The organism is Rugosimonospora acidiphila (assembly GCF_039543385.1).
In the GTDB taxonomy this organism is placed as follows: domain Bacteria; phylum Actinomycetota; class Actinomycetes; order Mycobacteriales; family Micromonosporaceae; genus Rugosimonospora; species Rugosimonospora acidiphila.
Genome location: NZ_BAABJQ010000038.1, coordinates 15,911 through 33,670, shown reverse-complemented (window position 1 = coordinate 33,670; position 17,760 = coordinate 15,911). Strand labels below are relative to the sequence as shown.

At 67.0% G+C, this 17,760-nt stretch carries 12 protein-coding genes and 1 tRNA gene; 5 read left to right on the top strand and 8 right to left on the bottom strand.

Features of this window, described 5'->3' with window-relative positions; all coding sequences use genetic code 11:
* Positions 1-19: 19 nt before the first annotated feature.
* Genes ABEA87_RS37675 through ABEA87_RS37660 form a run of 4 tightly spaced genes read right to left on the bottom strand, consistent with a single transcriptional unit; the run spans position 20 to position 7,928 of the window.
* A complete protein-coding gene (locus tag ABEA87_RS37675) occupies positions 20-3,136 on the bottom strand; it encodes a type I restriction endonuclease subunit R (RefSeq protein ID WP_345638044.1) in 3,117 nt (1,038 codons plus the stop codon).
* Complete coding sequence (locus tag ABEA87_RS37670) at positions 3,133-4,404, bottom strand: restriction endonuclease subunit S (protein ID WP_345638043.1); 1,272 nt, start codon at positions 4,402-4,404, stop codon at positions 3,133-3,135. The genes ABEA87_RS37675 and ABEA87_RS37670 overlap by 4 nt, the downstream gene beginning before the upstream one ends.
* On the bottom strand, positions 4,401-6,362 hold the full coding sequence (locus tag ABEA87_RS37665; protein WP_345638042.1) for a type I restriction-modification system subunit M: 1,962 nt from the start codon (positions 6,360-6,362) through the stop codon (positions 4,401-4,403). The genes ABEA87_RS37670 and ABEA87_RS37665 overlap by 4 nt, the downstream gene beginning before the upstream one ends.
* 9 nt (positions 6,363-6,371) lie before the next feature.
* Positions 6,372-7,928 (bottom strand): N-6 DNA methylase, encoded by a 1,557-nt coding sequence (locus tag ABEA87_RS37660; RefSeq protein WP_345638041.1) that lies wholly within the window; start codon positions 7,926-7,928, stop codon positions 6,372-6,374.
* A gap of 135 nt (positions 7,929-8,063) precedes the next feature.
* Here ABEA87_RS37660 and ABEA87_RS37655 point away from each other — a divergent pair, with 135 nt between their 5' ends.
* From ABEA87_RS37655 to ABEA87_RS37635, 5 genes are all read left to right on the top strand, one after another.
* Positions 8,064-8,594: a DUF4352 domain-containing protein gene (locus ABEA87_RS37655; protein ID WP_345638039.1), complete on the top strand. Its 531-nt coding sequence runs from the start codon at positions 8,064-8,066 to the stop codon at positions 8,592-8,594.
* Positions 8,595-8,601: 7 nt separating this feature from the next.
* The gene (locus ABEA87_RS37650) at positions 8,602-11,055 is read left to right on the top strand and encodes an AAA family ATPase (RefSeq protein WP_345638038.1); all 2,454 of its coding nucleotides are present in this window, start codon (positions 8,602-8,604) and stop codon (positions 11,053-11,055) included.
* Positions 11,052-11,519, top strand: a complete 468-nt coding sequence (locus ABEA87_RS37645) for a hypothetical protein (RefSeq protein ID WP_345638036.1) — start codon at positions 11,052-11,054, stop codon at positions 11,517-11,519. Before ABEA87_RS37650 ends, ABEA87_RS37645 begins: the two co-directional genes overlap by 4 nt.
* 110 nt (positions 11,520-11,629) lie before the next feature.
* Positions 11,630-12,586: a DUF4145 domain-containing protein gene (locus tag ABEA87_RS37640; protein ID WP_345638034.1), complete on the top strand. Its 957-nt coding sequence runs from the start codon at positions 11,630-11,632 to the stop codon at positions 12,584-12,586.
* The gene (locus ABEA87_RS37635) at positions 12,583-14,766 is read left to right on the top strand and encodes a hypothetical protein (RefSeq protein WP_345638033.1); all 2,184 of its coding nucleotides are present in this window, start codon (positions 12,583-12,585) and stop codon (positions 14,764-14,766) included. The genes ABEA87_RS37640 and ABEA87_RS37635 overlap by 4 nt, the downstream gene beginning before the upstream one ends.
* 10 nt (positions 14,767-14,776) lie before the next feature.
* On the opposite strand, the gene ABEA87_RS37630 is transcribed toward ABEA87_RS37635, so the two are convergent.
* The 4 genes from ABEA87_RS37630 to ABEA87_RS37615 all read right to left on the bottom strand — a co-directional run bounded on the left by ABEA87_RS37630 (position 14,777) and on the right by ABEA87_RS37615 (position 17,384).
* Positions 14,777-15,802, bottom strand: coding sequence for a tyrosine-type recombinase/integrase (locus ABEA87_RS37630; RefSeq protein WP_345638032.1), 1,026 nt, complete (start codon positions 15,800-15,802; stop codon positions 14,777-14,779).
* The gene (locus ABEA87_RS37625; RefSeq protein ID WP_345638031.1) at positions 15,795-16,397 is read right to left on the bottom strand and encodes a hypothetical protein; all 603 of its coding nucleotides are present in this window, start codon (positions 16,395-16,397) and stop codon (positions 15,795-15,797) included. Before ABEA87_RS37625 ends, ABEA87_RS37630 begins: the two co-directional genes overlap by 8 nt.
* Before the next feature lie 9 nt (positions 16,398-16,406).
* Positions 16,407-16,491, bottom strand: a tRNA-Leu gene (locus ABEA87_RS37620).
* A gap of 128 nt (positions 16,492-16,619) precedes the next feature.
* Positions 16,620-17,384: an SDR family oxidoreductase gene (locus ABEA87_RS37615; protein ID WP_345638029.1), complete on the bottom strand. Its 765-nt coding sequence runs from the start codon at positions 17,382-17,384 to the stop codon at positions 16,620-16,622.
* Positions 17,385-17,760: the final 376 nt, after the last annotated feature.

The following is a 17,760-nucleotide window of genomic DNA, read 5'->3' as shown; positions in this document are numbered from 1 at the left end:
CCGCCTCCACCCGGGATCATCACCCCCCGGAAGTAACTGTCTCATGATTGTCGATGCCGGCGGAGACCTGCGTGCGCAGCTTGCGCAGCGCCTCGGTCCGGGCCGGGCTGAGAATCAGGTTGTACGCGCGGCGCCGCGCCTCATCCTTCACGGCGGCCCGGAATTCGGGGTTGTCGAAGTACTTCCCGACGAACGCCGAGTTGCGTCCGTGGTTGCGGGCCACGATGTTGTCCAGCTCCGGGTCGGCGACCTGACCGAACTTGTCGATGTCGTTGTTGAGCGCGACGGCCTGCAGCTTCTCGTCCTCGGCCAGGATGATGATCTGCTGCGCCATGAGGATCTGATCCGAGGTGCTCAGATCGAAGCCGAAACGCTCGTTCAGCTCCTCGATCACCTCGCTGAGCGGCTTCTCCTCCACCTCCCGGGCCGCTCCCCCATCCGAGGAGAAGCCGGGAATGAGGTGCGCCCCGGACGGTTGCAGCGCGAGGTCGTGCTTGCCGGTCTTGTCGATCCGCAGGTGGCTCAGCGTCGTGTCGCCGATGTCCACACCCGCTCCCGGTTCACGCGGCAGTCGCCGCAGCAGGAACCGCGCGTAGAGGTAGAGCCGTTCCAGGTCGGGGTCGGCATACCCGACGACCTGGGCCAGGAACCCATAGGCCCGCACGTAGTCCGACGCCGACGAGCGGAACTCCTCGGCCCGGTCCCGGTCGTTCGACGCGAGCTCGCTGAACCGGTCGACCGCCGGCTGCAGGAACCGGTACAGCTGGGCGTGCGCCTTCTCCAGCTGGCTCTCGGTCGTGGACGACCGCTCGGCGGCCAGCAGCGCCTCGGCGAACGCGTCCATTTCCGACTCGACCAACAGCTGGTAGTCCATCACCTCGCGCTGCTTGTCATAGAGCAAGTTCGGGTCGGTCGGCTCGGTGATCGTCGTCTCGAAATACGGCTTGAACGCCTTCTGGATGTCCTCGGCCTCGTTGGCGAAGTCGAGCACGAACACGTCGTCCTGCGACTTGTACCGGTGGATCCGGTTCAGGCGCGACAGCGTCTGCACCGCGGCGACTCCAACCAGCGGCTTGTCGACGTACATGGCGGTCAGCAGGGGCTGATCGAACCCGGTCTGGTACTTCTCGGCCACGACCAGGATGCGGTACTCGGTCTGGTTGCGGGCCACCGCCTGCGGGTCGTCGACCTTCGTGTAGCCAAACGCGTCGGGCAGCGCACCTTCGGAGAAACCGTTGAGCTTCGGCTCCGTGTAGTCGATGTCGTCGATCGACAGCGTGCCGGAGAACGCCACCAGCGGGGCGCAGTCGGTGATGCCACGCTTGTCGAGGTACCTGCGCATCGCCTGGTACAGCTTGAGCGCGTGCTCCCGCGACCGGGTCACCACCATCGCCTTGGCCCGGCCACCGATGCGCTCGCTCACCTCGCCGCGGAAGTGCTCGATGATGATCTGCGCCCGCTGGTCCTGGGACTCGGGGTGCAGCTCCGCCGCACGCACCAGCTTCGCCTTGGCCTTCTTCGGATCCACCTCTGGGTCGGCGGCCTCGGCAGCCTCAACCGCCGCGTTGGCCAGCCGCCAGCGGGCCTGGTACGTGATGTAGTTATGCAGCACGTCCAGGATGAAGCCCTCGTCGATGGCCTGACGCATCGAGTAGACGTGGAACGGCTCGTCCTTGTCGGTCTGCGGATTGCGGGTGCCGAACAGCTCCAGCGTCTTCGACTTCGGCGTGGCGGTGAACCCGAAGAACGACAGGTTCGGGTGGCGACCCCGGGCCAGCGCCGAGGCGGTGAGCAGGTCCCCGTCGGAGTCGATGTCGTCGGAACCCAACCGGCCCAACGCCTTTTTCAGCGAGTTCGCATGCTCCCCCGACTGCGACGAGTGCGCCTCGTCGATGACGATCGCGTACCGGCGACTACCCAGCTCGCTCACCTTGTTCAGAATGAACGAGAACTTCTGCTGGGTCGTGATAATGATCTTCGCGGTCGAGCCGATCAGCGCGTCGGCGAGCTGCTGCGAGTCCTCGTCGATCTTCTTCACCACGCCGGCCACATGGTCGAACTGGTAGATCGTGTCCTGCAACTGCCGATCCAGCACCACCCGGTCGGTGATCACGATGACCTTCTCGAACACCGGCACGTTCGCCGCGTCGTGCAGGTTGGACAGCCGGTGTGCCAGCCAGGCGATGGTGTTCGACTTGCCCGATCCAGCCGAGTGCTCGATCAGGTAGTTGTGCCCCGCCCCGTTGTGCGCGGCGTGCGCGGTCATCGTCTTCACCGCGTGCCACTGGTGGAACCTCGGGAAGATGAGCGGACTCGTGTGCGGGTTCGCCTTGCCCTTCCGCGGCAGCTCCACGTGGACGAACCGCTGAAGCAGCTCCAGGAAGTTGTCCCGCTGCCAGATCTCCCGCCACAGGTACGACGTCTGGTAGCCATCCACCGGCGCTGGCGGGTTACCCGCCCCACCGGACACGCCCGGCCCGTTGGAGCCCACGTTGAACGGCAGGAACCGGGTCTGCTCCCCGGCCAGCCGGGTCGCCAGGAAGACCAGATGAGGATCGACCGCGAAGTGCGCGAGGGTACGCCGCGCGAAGATGAGCTCCTTCGGATCACGATCCTTGCGGTACTGCGCCTTGGCGTCCTCGACGTCCTGCCCGGTGAGCGGGTTCTTCAGCTCGGCGGTCGCGATCGGGACGCCGTTGACGAACAGCGCCAGGTCCAGCTCGCCGGCCGTCTTCGCCGAGTACCGCAACTGCCGCACCACGGTCAGCCGGTTGGCGCGGTACTCGTCGAGCGCACCGGCGGCAAGGGTGTGCCCGGGACGGAAGTAGATGAGCTGGATCGTCACGCCCCGGTCCTTGACCCCGTTGCGCAGCACATCGAGGACGCCCCGCTTATCGATCTCGGCGGCGACCCGCTTCGCGAACTCCCGCTGCGCGGTGGCGATGTCTCCGTACGCGGCGATCAGCTTTTCGAACGCCTTCTGCTGAGTGGCTCCGACGAAGGTCTCCAGCTCCCCGGTATCGAGCCCGAGCCCAGCGTCGTAGAAGCTCGACACGCCCTTGATCCACCCGCCAGCGAGCAGTTCGGCCTTGATGGCGTCCTCGAACTTCTCCTCCTTGTACACCTCCGCGCTCATGACAAATCAGCCCCCCGCGCCGTCGTGACATCGAACTGTCCGGTGACCGCCGCCGTGATCAACGCCTGGCGCCGCTCTGTCAGCAACTCGATTTGTCGTGTCATCAGGGATTGCGCGCCATCTACTTCCCTATCGATCTGTCCCACCGCTTCGACGACAGCCAACTGCTCCGTCGGATCCCGCTCCGGAATCGGCAGTTGCTTTAGGGCAGCGACGTTTAGATGCGATTGAATAGTTCCCACAGAAAACTCGTTAATATACTGCCGAGCGAAGTCGGAGTTCAGTACGATCTCGATATACTGAGGTACAACTGTAGATATCGGTCGTACGATGACGAGATCTATGCAATTACTGCCGTCCAAAGACTTAGGGACAACAGCCGCTACACCGGTTTGGCCGGTCCGTACGACCACAACATCGCCAGCGCGAAGCTTGGACTTGGCGTGTAGCGTATGGCCTTCCTGACTGATCCGGACGATATCATCGATGCTTATCCTACCGGGCCGAATGTTTAACCCGCGAAGCGCAACGACGCCATCACCATCGACATACCATCGTGCTGGCGTGATCACAATGCCCACCGACAGTGAGGACGAAAGGTACTTCAACGCCACGGTTGGTCGAGCGACATTGTCTCTGACTGGTTCTATCAGATCGAGCACGTGCAGCCTCCGCCTAGCCTCAAGCAGCTTGATCGCACGTTTGACAAGATCCACGAGGGTGTCAATACGAACAGTTTCGGCGTCGAGGAAGTCGGCGATCCGCCGCTGCTCTGCGAGCGGTGGCAAAGGTATTCGCAACTCGGCAATGTCCGGCATATAGATGGTCTTGTGGGTAGAGCCCGTTGCCAGACGACGAAGGTCTGGCGCCATGGCGCGGAGTGCGTGAAGTAGGTACTTCGGATCGAGACGGGGCCCGCATGTCCACGTCGCATAGTCCTGGCTTGTCGCCATGTCGGTCCCGAGAACTGCAGAAAATCCGACCGACGCCGTACGTGACAGGATTACAGTTCCAGCCGGATGCTGAACAGCCGCCGAGTTCGCCACACCAAGGGGGCTGATCATTTCGGCCGTGCCCGAGATGGTATCGACGGTTCCATCTCGAAGCTGACCGACATCGGCGAGCGTCACCCACGGTATCGTACAGTTTTCCCAGTACTCCGGATGTTGCCTACTCGGAGTGTGTCCGGTCCCCAGCCGAGCAACATACCGGATTGGCACGGTCGGCCAATGCGAGCTGGTTAGCCATGGAGCGATGTTAACGGTCATGAGGTAACCTGACCCAGCAATTCTTGGATCTGGGATTCGAGGCCGCGTAGTTCGGCGTCGATCTCGGCAAGCGGCCTGGGCGGCTTGTACACGTAGAAGTGACGGGTGAAGGGGATCTCGTATCCGATCTTGGTCTTACTCTCGTCTATCCAGGCGTCCGGTACGTGCGGGAGCACCTCACGGGCGAAGTACTCGTGGATGCCCTCCCCCTGCGGCACGTTCTCGTAGTCGCGCAGGTCGGTGTCCGGCACGACCTGGCCCTTGACCTTCTGCACCTCCCCTTCCGGGTCGCTGATCGAGACCGCGTCCCAGATGCCCTTCTCCGCGGCGGCCGCCGGCCATGGCGCCCCACCCGCCGCTGCGGCCGCATGTAGTGCGTCCCGCGCTTCCTTCTTGGTCCGCCACACCGTGCCGAGCAGTGGCTTGAACGCGCCGATGAGCGCCTCCCGGTGCTCGTACCGCGAAAGGGGCTTGGCCTCTTCGAGTGCGGCGAGCGTGTCCTCGGTGATCTCGAAGCGCAGCTTGAGCGGCCGTTCGACGGTGATGCGCTGGTAGCCGAAGTCGGTGGTCTGGAAGACCTTCGCCTTGGCATGGTCGGCGTGCGCAGGGTCGGCCGCGATGGCGAGCGCGTTGCCGTAGAGCTGGGTGATGTACCCGATCTGCTCGTCTGAGATCATCTTGCGCTTGTCGCCGAGGCTCTTGCGCATCTTGACCCACTGGTCGCGGGCGTCTACCAGGATCACCTTGCGCTTGAGCGCGTCCGCCTTGCGGTTGGACAGGATCCAGAAGTAGGTGGAGATGCCGGTGTTGTAGAAGAGCTGGTCGGGCAGGCCGACGATGCCTTCGAGCAGGTCGTTCTCCAGGATCCAGCGGCGGATGTTCGACTCGCCGGACTCGGCGGCGCCGGTGAACAGCGGCGAGCCGTTGAAGACGATGGCGATGCGCGAGCCGCCCTTCTCCACCGGCTGCATCTTCGACACCATGTGCTGGAGGAACAGGAATGAGCCGTCGTTGATACGCGGCAAGCCGGCGCCGAAGCGGCCGGCGTACCCAAGCCCGGCCTCGTCCTCGACCTCGGTTTTGACCTTCTTCCACTCCACCCCGAACGGCGGATTGGCCAGCATGTAGTCGAACCGCATCTCCTTGTGGCCGTCGTCGCTGAACGAGTTGCCGAAGTAGATGTCTGAGGTCTCGTTCTTCAGCATCATGTCGGAGCGGCAGATGGCGTACGACTCGGCGTTGATCTCCTGGCCGAACAGTCTCACGTTGGCGTTCGGGTTGAGCGAGGTGATGAGTTCCTCGGCGGCCGACAGCATGCCGCCGGTGCCGCAGGCGGGGTCGAGGATGTTGATGACATTTCCCGGCCCGGTCAGGTTGTCCGAGTCCGAGCCGATCAGCAGGTGCACCATCAGCCGGATGACCTCGCGCGGGGTGAAGTGCTCACCGGCGGTCTCGTTGGAGATTTCGGAGAAGCGCCGGATCAGCTCCTCGAAGACGTACCCCATCTGGTGGTTGTCGACGCGGGCCAGGCTCAGGTCGACGTCGGCGAAGCGCTGCGCCACGGGATAGAGCAGCTTCGCGGCCCGCAGCCGGGCGATTTGCGTATGGAACTCGTACTTGTCGATGATCTCCCGGGCGTCGGCGGAGAACCCGTTGATGAAGTCGGTGAGGTTCTTCTCGACATTGGCGGCATCGGCGCCGATCGTGTGGAAGGTCTGCTTCGACGTGTTGTAGAAGGGCAGCTTCGCCTCCAGCTTGAGCATCTGCTCCTTGTTGCTGAAGGTGAGCTGCTCGTCCAGCGCCCAGACCGCCTTGCGGGTCGGCTCCATCACGCAGTCCAGTCGGCGCAGCACGGTCAGCGGCAGGATTACCTTGCCGTACTCGGACTGCTTGTAGTCGCCGCGCAGCAGGTCGGCGACCGACCAGATGAAGCTGGCCAGCTCCTGGTGGGTACTCACGTCAACAGCTCACTTTCCGTCTTCGTTGGGCGCGAAGATGCCGCCGGTCAGGCCGTAGATGGCAGTTCGGGTGGCGTCTGCCGCCGCGGCGGCCACCCCGTCGGCACGGCCGGCGAACTCCATCAGGCGGCGAAACGCTTCACCATAGTCGCGCTGTTGTGACAGTGTCATGCGTGGCACGCGGGCGCGTCGTACGTCGAGCCGAAATGTCCCACCCATCGTGCCGGCCGCCTGTCGCCGGTTCGTCTCCGACCTCAGGAAACAGGCGAGGAAGTGCGCGTCGAGCGCCTCCGGGGCGCAGCGCAGGACGGATCCGAGCTTGGCGTCGTGGGTACCGGCGTCGTCGAGGACGACCGCCTCGAAGCCTCCGGGGTGGGTCGGGACCAGCACGTCGCCCGGGCGGGCGGCATCGCGGTCGACGAACGCCAGGGCACCGGACCGGGCCAGGTCGCCGACGGTGACGAGTTCGCCGGTCGGCCGCCCGCCGCCGGCCGGGAGCGTCGGCGCCGCCTTGGCGAGCCGGCGGACGGACGCGGCGTATCGGTCGCGCGAGGCGGCGTAGTCAGACGTGACGTCGCGCAGTTCCGCGACGATGTGGGCGGCCGGGACCAGGAAGACGTCCTCGTCGAGGAGTTCGATCGAGGGTACGTCCCGGGTGTGTGCCGCGTCGGCGAACACCGCTGCCCAGGCCTGTTCGTCGTCGGGCAGGTCGTCCGGTGCTCGGTCGGTCAGGTCGACCATCCCCAGCAGGTACGTCGGCCGGCCGGCCGGCCGGGTCAGCATCCAGATCTGCCACGGACCGGCCCCGGCGGCGGCGAGCTTCTCGGGCAGGCCGATGACGTGGGTCAGCGCACCGGCTCGCAGTAGCTCGGCCCGGATGCGCCGGGCGGACGCGCGCACGGCCATGGCGAACGGGACGGCGACCACGGCGGTGCCGCCCGGTTTGAGGTGGGACAGGCAGACCTGGACCCAGGCGAGCGGCTGGTCGTTGCGGCTCGGCTGCCCGTACTCCCAGGTCAACCCGTCGACCCGCGGCTCCGATGGCGGCACGATCGCGATGACGACGTCCGCCTCGCGGCCCAGGGCGGCGACCGGGTCGGCATCGGGCGACTCGACATAAGTCTCGATCTTCGAGGCGCCGGCCTCGGTCAGTAGGGCCCGGGCGATCTCGATCCGCACCTGGTCGATGTTCAGCCCCACGTATCGCGGGCCTGGGCCGAGCCGCTCGGCGGCGACCGCCAGGAGCGAGCCATCGCCCCCCGCCGGGTCGAGCACCGTGCCGCCGGACAGCGCCGGCAGCAGCGCGGCCATCGACCGGGCCAGCCCGCCGTCGCCCGGCCGCGAGGATCGACCGCCCCCGGGCCGGGTGGGAGCGTTCTCGTCCGCTGCCCGGCCGTTGGCCTGCAGCCAGGCCTCCACCTCACTGAGGGAGAAGGTCGGGCTGTTCGACGGGCCGCCGACCGGGGCGGGGAAGTCCGGATGCCGGCGCCGCCAGTTCGACACGGCCGCCCGCCCCACGCCGGCGATCCGCGCGATGTCCGCCGCCGTCACCTCGTTGTTCGCCATCACGTTGGAGACCTCCGTCGCTGCTTGGCGACATCGTACACACGCCGGGTTGTTCACGCTAGGACTGGGTCCCGGATGTGGACTTGACAGACTGTGTACGTTGTTCACGAGGGTTCACAGCAACGAAGGGATACCATGAACAAGCGCAAGATCATGCTGCTCGCCGCCCCGCTCGCGCTCCTCGCGCTCGCCTGCTCCTCGGGTGGCACCGGCAGCGGCGCCGCGCCGGCCGGCACCGTCGCCGGCGGAACCGGGAAGGCCGCCGCGGCTGGTGCGGTCGGTCAGCCGGTACGGGACGGCAAGTTCGAGTTCACCGTCCAGAAGATCCAGTGCGGCGCCACCAAGGTCGGCGACAGCGTGCTCAACAAGACGGCACAGGGCCAGTTCTGCATGGTCACCCTCAAGGTGGCCAACATCGGCAAGGAGGCACAGACCTTCGACGACAGCAGTCAGAAGGCATACGGCGCCGACGGCGCCCAGTTCTCCGCCGACTCGACCGCCGGGCTGTACGCCAACAGCAATGACGAGACCTTCCTCAACCAGATCAACCCGGGCAACACCGTGACCGGCACCGTCATCTTCGACATCCCCAAGACGGCGAAGCTGGCCAAGCTGGAGCTGCACGACTCGCCGTTCTCCGGCGGCGTCACGGTCGCGGTGAAGTGAGGCGGCCATGACCCGGGAACCCCTTATCGAGCTGCTGTTCGACCGTCTAGCCAAGGACGGCGTACCCGCCGCCACCGCGGAAGTCGTCCTCGCCGCGGTCAGCGGCGACGACGACCTGGTCGCGGCGCTCGCCGGCCAGCCCACCACGCTCGCCGTGGTGGATGGTGGCGAGGACACACCGCGCGAGCACATCTACCTGTCCGCGGTCACCGTGGCTGGATTCCGGGGCATCGGTCCCGAGCGCACGCTGCCGATCCCGCCGGAGCCCGGGCTGACCGTCGTCGTCGGGCGCAACGGCTCCGGCAAGTCCAGCTTCGCCGAGGCGGTCGAACTGTCGCTGACCGGCGACAGCGCCCGCTGGGCGGACCGCCACAGCGTGTGGCGCACCGGGTGGCGCAACCTGCACGCGCCGCAGGACTGCGCGATCACTACCGAGCTGCACGTCGACGGGACCGCCGGTCCCACCCGAGTACGCCGGTCCTGGCCGGTCGGCGCCGAACTCGCCGACGCCGAGGTCACCGTCACCGGTCCACGCGGCCGCCGCACCAGCCTTGCCGATCTCGGTCTGGCCCGGGCACTCCAGCTGTACCGGCCGTTCCTGACCGCCGCCGACCTCGGCAAGCTGCTGTCCGGGACGCCGAGCGACCTGTTCGACGCGATCGACGCCATCCTCGGCCTGGACGCGCTCACCGCCGCCGACAAGCGGCTGCTGGCCGCCGCCAGGCCGCTGGAGGCGGCGGCCACGGAGGTACGCACCGGCCGCGCCACGCTGTCGACCCGGCTCACGGCCGTCCAGGACGATGACCGCGCCCGCCGGGCCGCCCAGGCGCTGTCCGCTCGTACCCCCGACCTCGACCTCCTCGACAGCATCCTCGACGAGCCGGTCGACGCGGGGCCGGGCGAGGCCATCGCCACCTGCCGTCGTCTGCACGAGTTCACCGTCCCCGACCCGGGGGAAATGAGCCGCCTCGCCGACGACCTGCGCGCCACGGCGACGGCCGGCCGGCAGCACGACGGGGTCGCGCTGCGTGCCTCAGTACGCGTCGCCGAGCTGCTTCGCCTTGCCCTGGACCACCACGACGACGTGGGCGACGGAAGCTGCCCGGTCTGCGGCACGGGGTCCCTCAACGCCGCCTGGCACGCCACCGCCAGCACCACCCTCGACCAGCTGCGCACCGGTACCCTCGCCGCTCGCCGCGCCGTCGACCAGCTGACCTCAGCCACCCGCCAGGTACGCGGCGCCATCGCCGCCGTCACCGTTCCCGGCATCGACCCGGTCGCCGCGGTACAACTCCCGGACCTCGGCCTGAAGGCTCTGTCCACTGCGGTGGCCCGGCTGCACGCCGCGCCCGCGAACAGCGCCGAAGCGCTCGCCGACCACCTCACCACCACCTACCCCGAGGTCACGGCGGCCGCCGCAGCCATTCGGGCCCGGGCCGCCAGCTGGCTGGAGAACCGGGACAGCGCCTGGCGACAGATCGCCGACGACCTCCGGCTGTGGGTCGCCGCGACCCGCGCCACGAGGGAACAGGAGAGCACCGCGGCCCTACTCAAGGACGCTCGTGGCTGGTTGAAGGGCGCCGGTGCGGAGCTGCGCGACGAGCGGTTGACCCCGTTCGCCGAACACTCGCAGCGGATCTGGCGCCAGCTCCGCCAGGAGAGCAACGTCGAACTCGGTCGCATGAGCCTCATCGCGGCCAACACCCGCCGCCGCATCGCATTGCCGGTCAGCGTCGACGGCGTCGACAACGGCACGGCGCTCGGCGTGATGAGCCAGGGTGAACTGCACGCACTCGGCCTGGCCGCCTTTCTGCCGCGCAGCTGCGCCGACGAGAGCCCGTTCCGTTTCGTCGTCATCGACGACCCGGTCCAGAGCATGGATCCCGCCAAGGTCGACGGCCTCGCCCGCGTCCTCGGCGATTTGGCCATCGACCGGCAGATCGTCGTGTTCACCCACGACAACCGGCTTCCCGAGGCAATCCGCAACCTCGAACTCAAGGCCGAGATCATCGAAGTGCTCCGTGCCGAGGGCTCGGTGGTCACTCTGCGGACCGCCCTGGACCCGGTCATCCGGTACCTCGACGACGCGACTGCGGTCGCCTACTCCGGCAACGTGCCCGCCGATCTCCGCGCGCCCGTCGTCGCCGAACTGTGCCGCTCGGCGCTCGAGGCCGCCTGCCACCGCGTCGTCTGGCGCCACCGGCTCTCTACCGGTCACCGGCACGTCGACATCGAGGCCGCGATCACCGCGACCGGCAAGAGTGTCACCCAGGCGTTCGCGCTCGCCCTGTTCGACGACGCCGCCCGCGGCTCCGACGTCCTCCCCCGGCTCAACCGACGGTACGGACCGTGGGCCGCCGACGCCTATCAAGCCTGCCGCAAGGGCGTCCACGGCCTCTACCTCAACGATCTCCGGCAGCTCGTCGCCGACTGCCGCCGGCTGGTAAGGGCGCTGGCATGACCACACCAGACCCGAGCCGGTACCTCGCCGCCGCCGACGACATGCTGCGGGGCCGGGGAGACCTCGGCGCCGCTGCACTGGCCGACGGCTGGTGGCCCAAGGCCTGCGCCTGCCTCATCCGGCTCGCCCTCGAGGCGACCATCAGTGCGTACTGGCACCAAGTCAGCCCACCGGTCGCCCAATACGGCAACGGCCGCATGAAACTGCTCCTGCTGCGGCGACGCCTGCCCGACGAACTGGTGCGTTACGCCGCCTACACCTGGGCCGCGCTCTCGCGGGCTACCCACCACCACTGCTACGAGTCGTCAGTGTCCGCCGTCGAACTTCGACACTTGCACGCGGCGGCTACGTCGATCGCCGCCGAGATCGCTCGGCTGTCGTCCGGTACCGGCCGCAGGGCGAGCGCGTCGCCTCGCTGGCAGGCGGCCTCGGTGCAGCCACAGCAGCAGGGGCGTCGAGGGTGACGTCGCTGCCGCAGCTTCGAGCCAGATCATCTGTCCAAGATCTTACAGCCACCATTAGTCCTGCAGGTCGATACGATCGAGGGCTTTGCTCACGGCAGGGAGGAAAGACTGTGGCCGACGTACTCGACGATTTGGTGAGGTCCTCGGCGAACTTCGGGTACCTGGTCAAACACGACCCGGTGCTGGCATACGACGGCGCCAGCGCCGAGTCGTACATCTACACCGATCCAGATGCCGCGATGTTCAAGGCTCGACGGTTTCTGGAGGCGCTGTCGAAGAAGGCGGCTTCCGTCTTCGGCGTCCGCTCACAGGCGAACCGGCTCTACGACCGTATTCTCGACCTACGTCGAGCGGGCGCTATCGACAAGGACATCCAGGACCTGTGCGACGCGGTGAGAACAGCTGGCAACCAGGCCGTACATGGACAGCTGAGAGACATCCACGTCGCGCTGCAGGTCGTACGCCACTGCTTTGACCTCGGCCTGTGGCTGCACAACACGATCAACATCGGTCCGGAGACGAAGGTGTTCGTCCCACCCCGGCCTCCTGAGCTCGTGCCCTCAGCACGCGACGCGGACGGCCACGACGCCCTGCGCGACATTCAAGTCCTGCTCGCCACGTTCGAACGTCGCCTCGTCCTTCTGGAACTGGAACGCGATGGTGCGCCAGCACCATCCATGCGCGACCTCGTACCTTCCGCAGTGGCCTCGATGGCGCGGCAGGCGTCGCTTGGCGAGGCCGTGCGTGCTGCGGAGGAACGGATCGAGAACAGGCGGACCGAGCTGGCCGACCGGCTCGACGAGCGTCTCGCTGACGACCAAACTCGGCCAGGATCGGAGCACGAAAAACTCCGTGGAAGCAGTGGAGCTGCGTCTGAGCTGCTCAAGCGCGAGGCCGAACGCCTCGTCGAGATCGCTCAGGAGGTCGCCCAGCGGTCCGACACCGCCGCCTCGGCAGATTCCACGGTCGTCGTCAACGTAGCTGGTGACAGGTCCAGCAACTTCGTTGTCGGGAAGATCTACGGGAGCACGGTGAGCCCGACGTTCGGTGGAGGCGAGGGCCGGTGATGCTCGACGGATCGAGCGTGGGGGCCTTTGGCGGCGCCGGGTCGAACAATCTGGCCGTGGGTGTACTCCACCACACCACCCTCATAGGTAGCGGGCGTGTGGGTTGGCGACTGATCGACCAGAGGCTGGTCACGAAGGCCAGGTTCACGTCATACATCCCGGCCAAGCCGACGGAGGAGTTCAAGAAGGCCGAGACCGCCCTCGACGCGTACGGGCTCGCGATCCTGGAGAACCACCGGGGTACCGGCAGGGAGACCGACGCGATCCGCCTGTTGTCCGCCACGGTGCCCCTATCGACCTCCGCGGTGGACCTGTACGAACTGCTCCCGGACTGGGAAGGAACGCCGACCACCAGAGATCTCCCGTTGAGCCCGCGTACACGCTTTCTACTCGACCTGAGCGACGCAACCGACGAGATTCCCGAAGCGTTCGCGGACGAGGTCAGGGCGTACGCGCGGGACCTCAAGGAGATGAATTCGCAGATAGTCATCACTGTGACCGGCCAGGCGTGGCATCGGTGCCGACCCAAGCTGGCCGATCTGACTGCGACGATTCCCCCGCGCCGCGCTGGTGCCGTTATTCGAGCTCACCTGATGTTCCACCAGCCCGGGGCCCTCGACTTGCTGGATCTCGAAACAGTGCGCGCGTTCGTCGCCGAATTGGACGAGGGGGGCGCCAGTCCGGACGACGCAGTGAAGGTGGCGGAACGACTTCGGGTCGCAAGCGCGGCCGACATCGACCATGCCATCGACGAACTACGCAAGTGGAAACCCTACATCGATGAGCAGCTCGACAGCAGGAAGCCGGACTGGGCCGACCGTCGTATACTGCTGATCTCCGCAGCAGTGCTCAACGGCTGCCCCTCCCCTGTCGTCGCCACCGCCGCTCGCGGGCTGGCGAAGGCCCTGGGACACGAGTTGCCGCTGTTCAGAGCACTCGAGTCAGAGGGGTGGTCGAGGCGACTGCGCGAGATCGGAGTGACCGTCGCCGACGACTGCACGTGGGTCGACCGCGACAAGCGCGGCGTGGACCACGCGATCTTCGAGTGGCTGTGGAACGAACACCCCGAGCTCCGTGACCCTGTCCTGCAGTGGACCAGGGATCTGGTTGCCGATCCGAAGACGAAGAAGTATGCCCGCCGGATCATCGGCGTCATCGCCCACGCAGTGGCCGAGTGTCGCAACGCCGAGCTGCTGGAGGCGCTGTATACGCAGCTCAAAAGCCAGCGCGCGGAGGCATACCGTGGGCTGGTCGAGGAAGCCGTCGAAGGGCTTCTATTCCACCCGGCGGTCGCCGCGCTAACTCAAGAGCGGCTGTGGCGATGGGCCTATCGCGGTGACCGCGCGGCGTTTCCCTCGCTGGCGAAGCTGTGCGGCGGTCGTTTCGGAAAAGAACAACCGTTTGTGGCAATGGCCAGGCTGCGCCACCTCGTAGCTCGCGCCGAACTTCCGGAGCATCGCGCCGCCGCCGCGGCCGCCCTTCGCGGGCTGGCTCGGGAACCTCGACTGAGGCAACCGGTACTGGAGAAGGTCGTGTCCTGGGCACGGGACACGTTCACTTCGGGCCTGATCATGCTGTTCGACGCGCAGTGTGACGACACCGTAGTCGACCAGCTCGTGCGGGACGCTAGCGGCGACCCGCGGGCGCGCGACCTCCTGGTGGAGGCATGGGACCTCTTGACATCCGATAAGGACCAGAACCAGGTCGCCGACGTCACGGCGGGCTGGAGCGCGCAACGAGATATGAAGCGGATCGACGCCCCCACCTTGGCGCGCGTGTGGCAGCCCATCGTGCAAAGGCTTTTGGACAATTCACGCGAAGCCACATTCCTCGCGGCGATGACGCCGGAGACAAGGGCGGACACGCTCCAGTTCGCGATGACACAGAGCCCGACGACAGGACCCGACGGACCCGGAGAAGCGCCGGCGCCCTCTCTAGTTGAGGCGATCCCATCGGATGCCAGCCCAGCGCGAAGCGAACTCGCAACCGATAGTGAGCAGGACTACAACAACACGCCGGGTGTTCAGCTCACCGTAGACGACGACGCCAGCAGAGGAGCCGATTCAAATCCCGCCTCGGCGGTACCAACGGCGATGCCGTCGCCAAGTCCGCCCGTTCGGCGAACTTGGGCGGTATCGGCGGTCCGACCAGCTGTTCCCCACCGATCCGCAGTCATATAAATCGATTACCTCACGCTGCCAGAAGCTCGTGGTTGGGGTCGGCGTGGGGGTGCGGTTGGCCGGTCATCGCGGAGAGCGCGGTCGCGACTTCTACCAGGTAGCCCTTGATGTAGGTGGTGGTGGCCGCGCCCTTGGCGTCAGTGTGCCCGGCGTACGCGCGGGCAACGCCGTAGTTGAAGTGCCGCTCGACCCAGGTGAGGGTGGTATGGCGTAGCCAGTGGGTGGAGATGTTCTGAGCGGCGACCCACGGCAGTTGCTGCCCGATTCGGCGCCAAAGCTGATCGTAGCGTCGACTGGTCAGCGGAGCGCCGTTGCGGTAGCGCAGTAGCGCATCGGTGGGATGGACAGCGCCTCGGGCATGGGCGAGCTCGGCAAGGCTGCCTGCGAGGTCCAGGGTGATGGGCTGGCAGCGCAGCGTGCCACCCTTCTCGCGAAGTTGTACGAGGCCGTTCTCCCTGTCGAGATCCATCAGCCGAAGTCCGAGCGCACCGCCGCGACGGCAGGCCGTCTCGGTGTGCAGTCGCAAGAGAATCGCATCGAGGACAACGTCGTTGCCGCTGGTGTGGGCGACCAAGTTGATCTGTTCGAGCTCTGAAGCGGTGAGGGCCCGTCGCGTACTGGGTAGCCGTCGAGGCTTGCCGATACGGTGGGCGGGACTTTCGGCGCGTTCAATGATCCCATCGGCGATGGCCCGGTTGTAGATGGCACGGGCGGCGGCGATGACGTGCTCGCCGGCGTGCCGGCCGCCACGGCCGTTTCGTCGACACAGTGCCATTGCGGCAGCCTCGTGTTTCAGTGCTTCGATGTCGGTCGCGGCGATGGCGTCCAGCGGCCGGTCGCCCCACAGCGTCGCCATCCGGACCCAATAGCTGCCGTAGGTACGACGGGCGCCGGGTCCGGCCGCGGCCATGACCTGGGGCAGGTACTGCGCCATGGTCGGTACCGGTGGCCGCTCAGCCTTGCGAAGGTCGGCCACGGTGATCCCGAGCTGGGCCAGGAACTGGCGTGCGGTTGCGATGGTCTGAATGTCAGACATGCTCTCCCCCGGCTGTGAGGCGAGCGTGATGCTCGATGAGTAGCCGTGCCACGGTGGCGACGGGATGAATGACGAGAACGTTCTGGGCGGGCGAGGCGGCCAGAAGTACCGACACGCCGGGCGGCAGGTTGCACATGCTGCGGGCCGTGGCCGGCAGACTCAACTCGCCCCGGCCGTGCACGACATGCTGGCCGGTGGGCGATGAGCTGGCTACCAGCACGCCAGCCACGATGCCGATGTCGATCCGGTGGCCAGGTTGCCAGCCCAACGCGCCCAGCAGATCCCGGGCGGACAGCCGCCCGGAGCGGTCCAGCCGGGCCATCCCCAACACCAGACCGTCCGGGTTTTGATCGGACGGCAGGCTCAGCCTCGGCAGCACCGGCATCGGTGCCGGAACCCGGTCCGCCCGATTGGCGATCTTGGGCGGTATCAGCGCCCCGATCAGCTGTTCCTCGCCCGCGCGCATCGATCCAGTAGAGGTCATGACCACCATGGTGGCGAGCCGACGCGGATCTTTTTCACGTTCCGCGGAAGAGCTACGAGCCCGGCCGATGAGCGGGTATGGTGGCGCATCACGCAAATAGCGGAGCTTCACCAAAACTTGTGTCCGAGGGGGGACTTGAACCCCCACGCCCGATAAAGGGCACTAGCACCTCAAGCTAGCGCGTCTGCCATTCCGCCACTCGGACTTGCGCGTCAACAATACCCGGCACGGTCGCGGGAATGACTAGACGTCATCCTCGGCCCGCCCGGGCACGCTCACGGGGCCTCACTGTACACGGAACCGCGCCCGTTCGCTCAAGCCCCATCCCCTTGATCATCCGTGGGTCGACAATCCCCCGTCCACCGGGATCACCGCGCCCGTCAGGTACCCGCCCGCCCGCGACGCGAGGAAGATCGCCGTACCCGCCATGTCCTCAGGGCGGCCGATCCGGCCCAGCGGCACCCGCCCCGCGATTTCCGCCCGAACGTCCGGGTTATCCAGGGCAAAGGCCATCATCTTGCTGTCGAACGGGCCCGGTGCGATCGCGTTCACCGTGATCGACTCGGTGGCCAGCTGGTGGGCCAGGTGCCGGGTGAGCATGTGCACCGCCGCCTTCGTGGAGGAGTACGCGTACACCTCCATCGCCGGTACCGCGATGCCGTCGATCGAACCGATGTTGATCACACGGGCCGGATCGTCCGGGGTCGCGGCCGCCCTCAGCAGCGGCAGCAGAGAAATCGTCAGCCGGAACACCGGCTTCACGTTGGTGGCCCACAGCTTGTCGAAGGCGCTGTCCGGGTACTCCTCCAGCGGCGCGCCCCAGGTCGCCCCGGCATTGTTGACCAGCACGTCGAGGCTGGGGACCTGTGCGGTGAGTTCCTCGGCGAGCCCGGCGATGCCCTCGGGCGTGGACAGGTCGGCGGGGATCGCCTGGCAGCCCAGCGAGCCGGCCACCTCTGCGCACGCGTCGGCCTTGCGGGACGAGATCCAGACCTTCGCCCCCGCCTCGACAAAGCCCCGGGCGATCATCAGCCCGATCCCCCGTGTACCGCCCGTGACCAGCACGTTCTTTCCGGAAACCGAGAAAAGACCTGTCACCGATCCCCCATCCGAGAGCCTTGTCGAAGGTCCGCCATCGTGGCCGGCGCCACAGGGACGTTACCCTCCGGTAACCGCGAACTCCACCGTCAACCGATCAACCCCCGTCGCCCGGGGACGCCGGGCCAGACGTCGAACCCGCACCCCAATCCCCGCCACCGCGCCAGACCGCCGAGCAAGGCTCCAACCCCGGCGCCGCCGAGCCGGACTCCACAACGAGCCGGCAAGCCGCTGGTAAGTCATCGGCATCACGGGCACCGGCACCAGCGTCGGCGGACCCGCAGGCACGCCCCGGCCGGCACCGCGCCCGATGGCTCACCCCGGGCATCGCCGACCGGCATCACCGCGGACCCCGCACGTCGAACCGCGAGGCCCT

Bases quoted from the DNA above. Each gene is read 5' to 3' on its own strand.
- ABEA87_RS37675 (WP_345638044.1), bottom strand. From the start codon at position 3,136: ATGAGCGCGGAGGTGTACAAGGAGGAGAAGTTCGAGGACGCCATCAAG.
- ABEA87_RS37670 (WP_345638043.1), bottom strand. From the start codon at position 4,404: ATGACCGTTAACATCGCTCCATGGCTAACCAGCTCGCATTGGCCGACC.
- ABEA87_RS37660 (WP_345638041.1), bottom strand. From the start codon at position 7,928: ATGGCGAACAACGAGGTGACGGCGGCGGACATCGCGCGGATCGCCGGC.
- ABEA87_RS37655 (WP_345638039.1), top strand. From the start codon at position 8,064: ATGAACAAGCGCAAGATCATGCTGCTCGCCGCCCCGCTCGCGCTCCTC.
- ABEA87_RS37650 (WP_345638038.1), top strand. From the start codon at position 8,602: ATGACCCGGGAACCCCTTATCGAGCTGCTGTTCGACCGTCTAGCCAAG.
- ABEA87_RS37645 (WP_345638036.1), top strand. From the start codon at position 11,052: ATGACCACACCAGACCCGAGCCGGTACCTCGCCGCCGCCGACGACATG.
- ABEA87_RS37630 (WP_345638032.1), bottom strand. From the start codon at position 15,802: ATGTCTGACATTCAGACCATCGCAACCGCACGCCAGTTCCTGGCCCAG.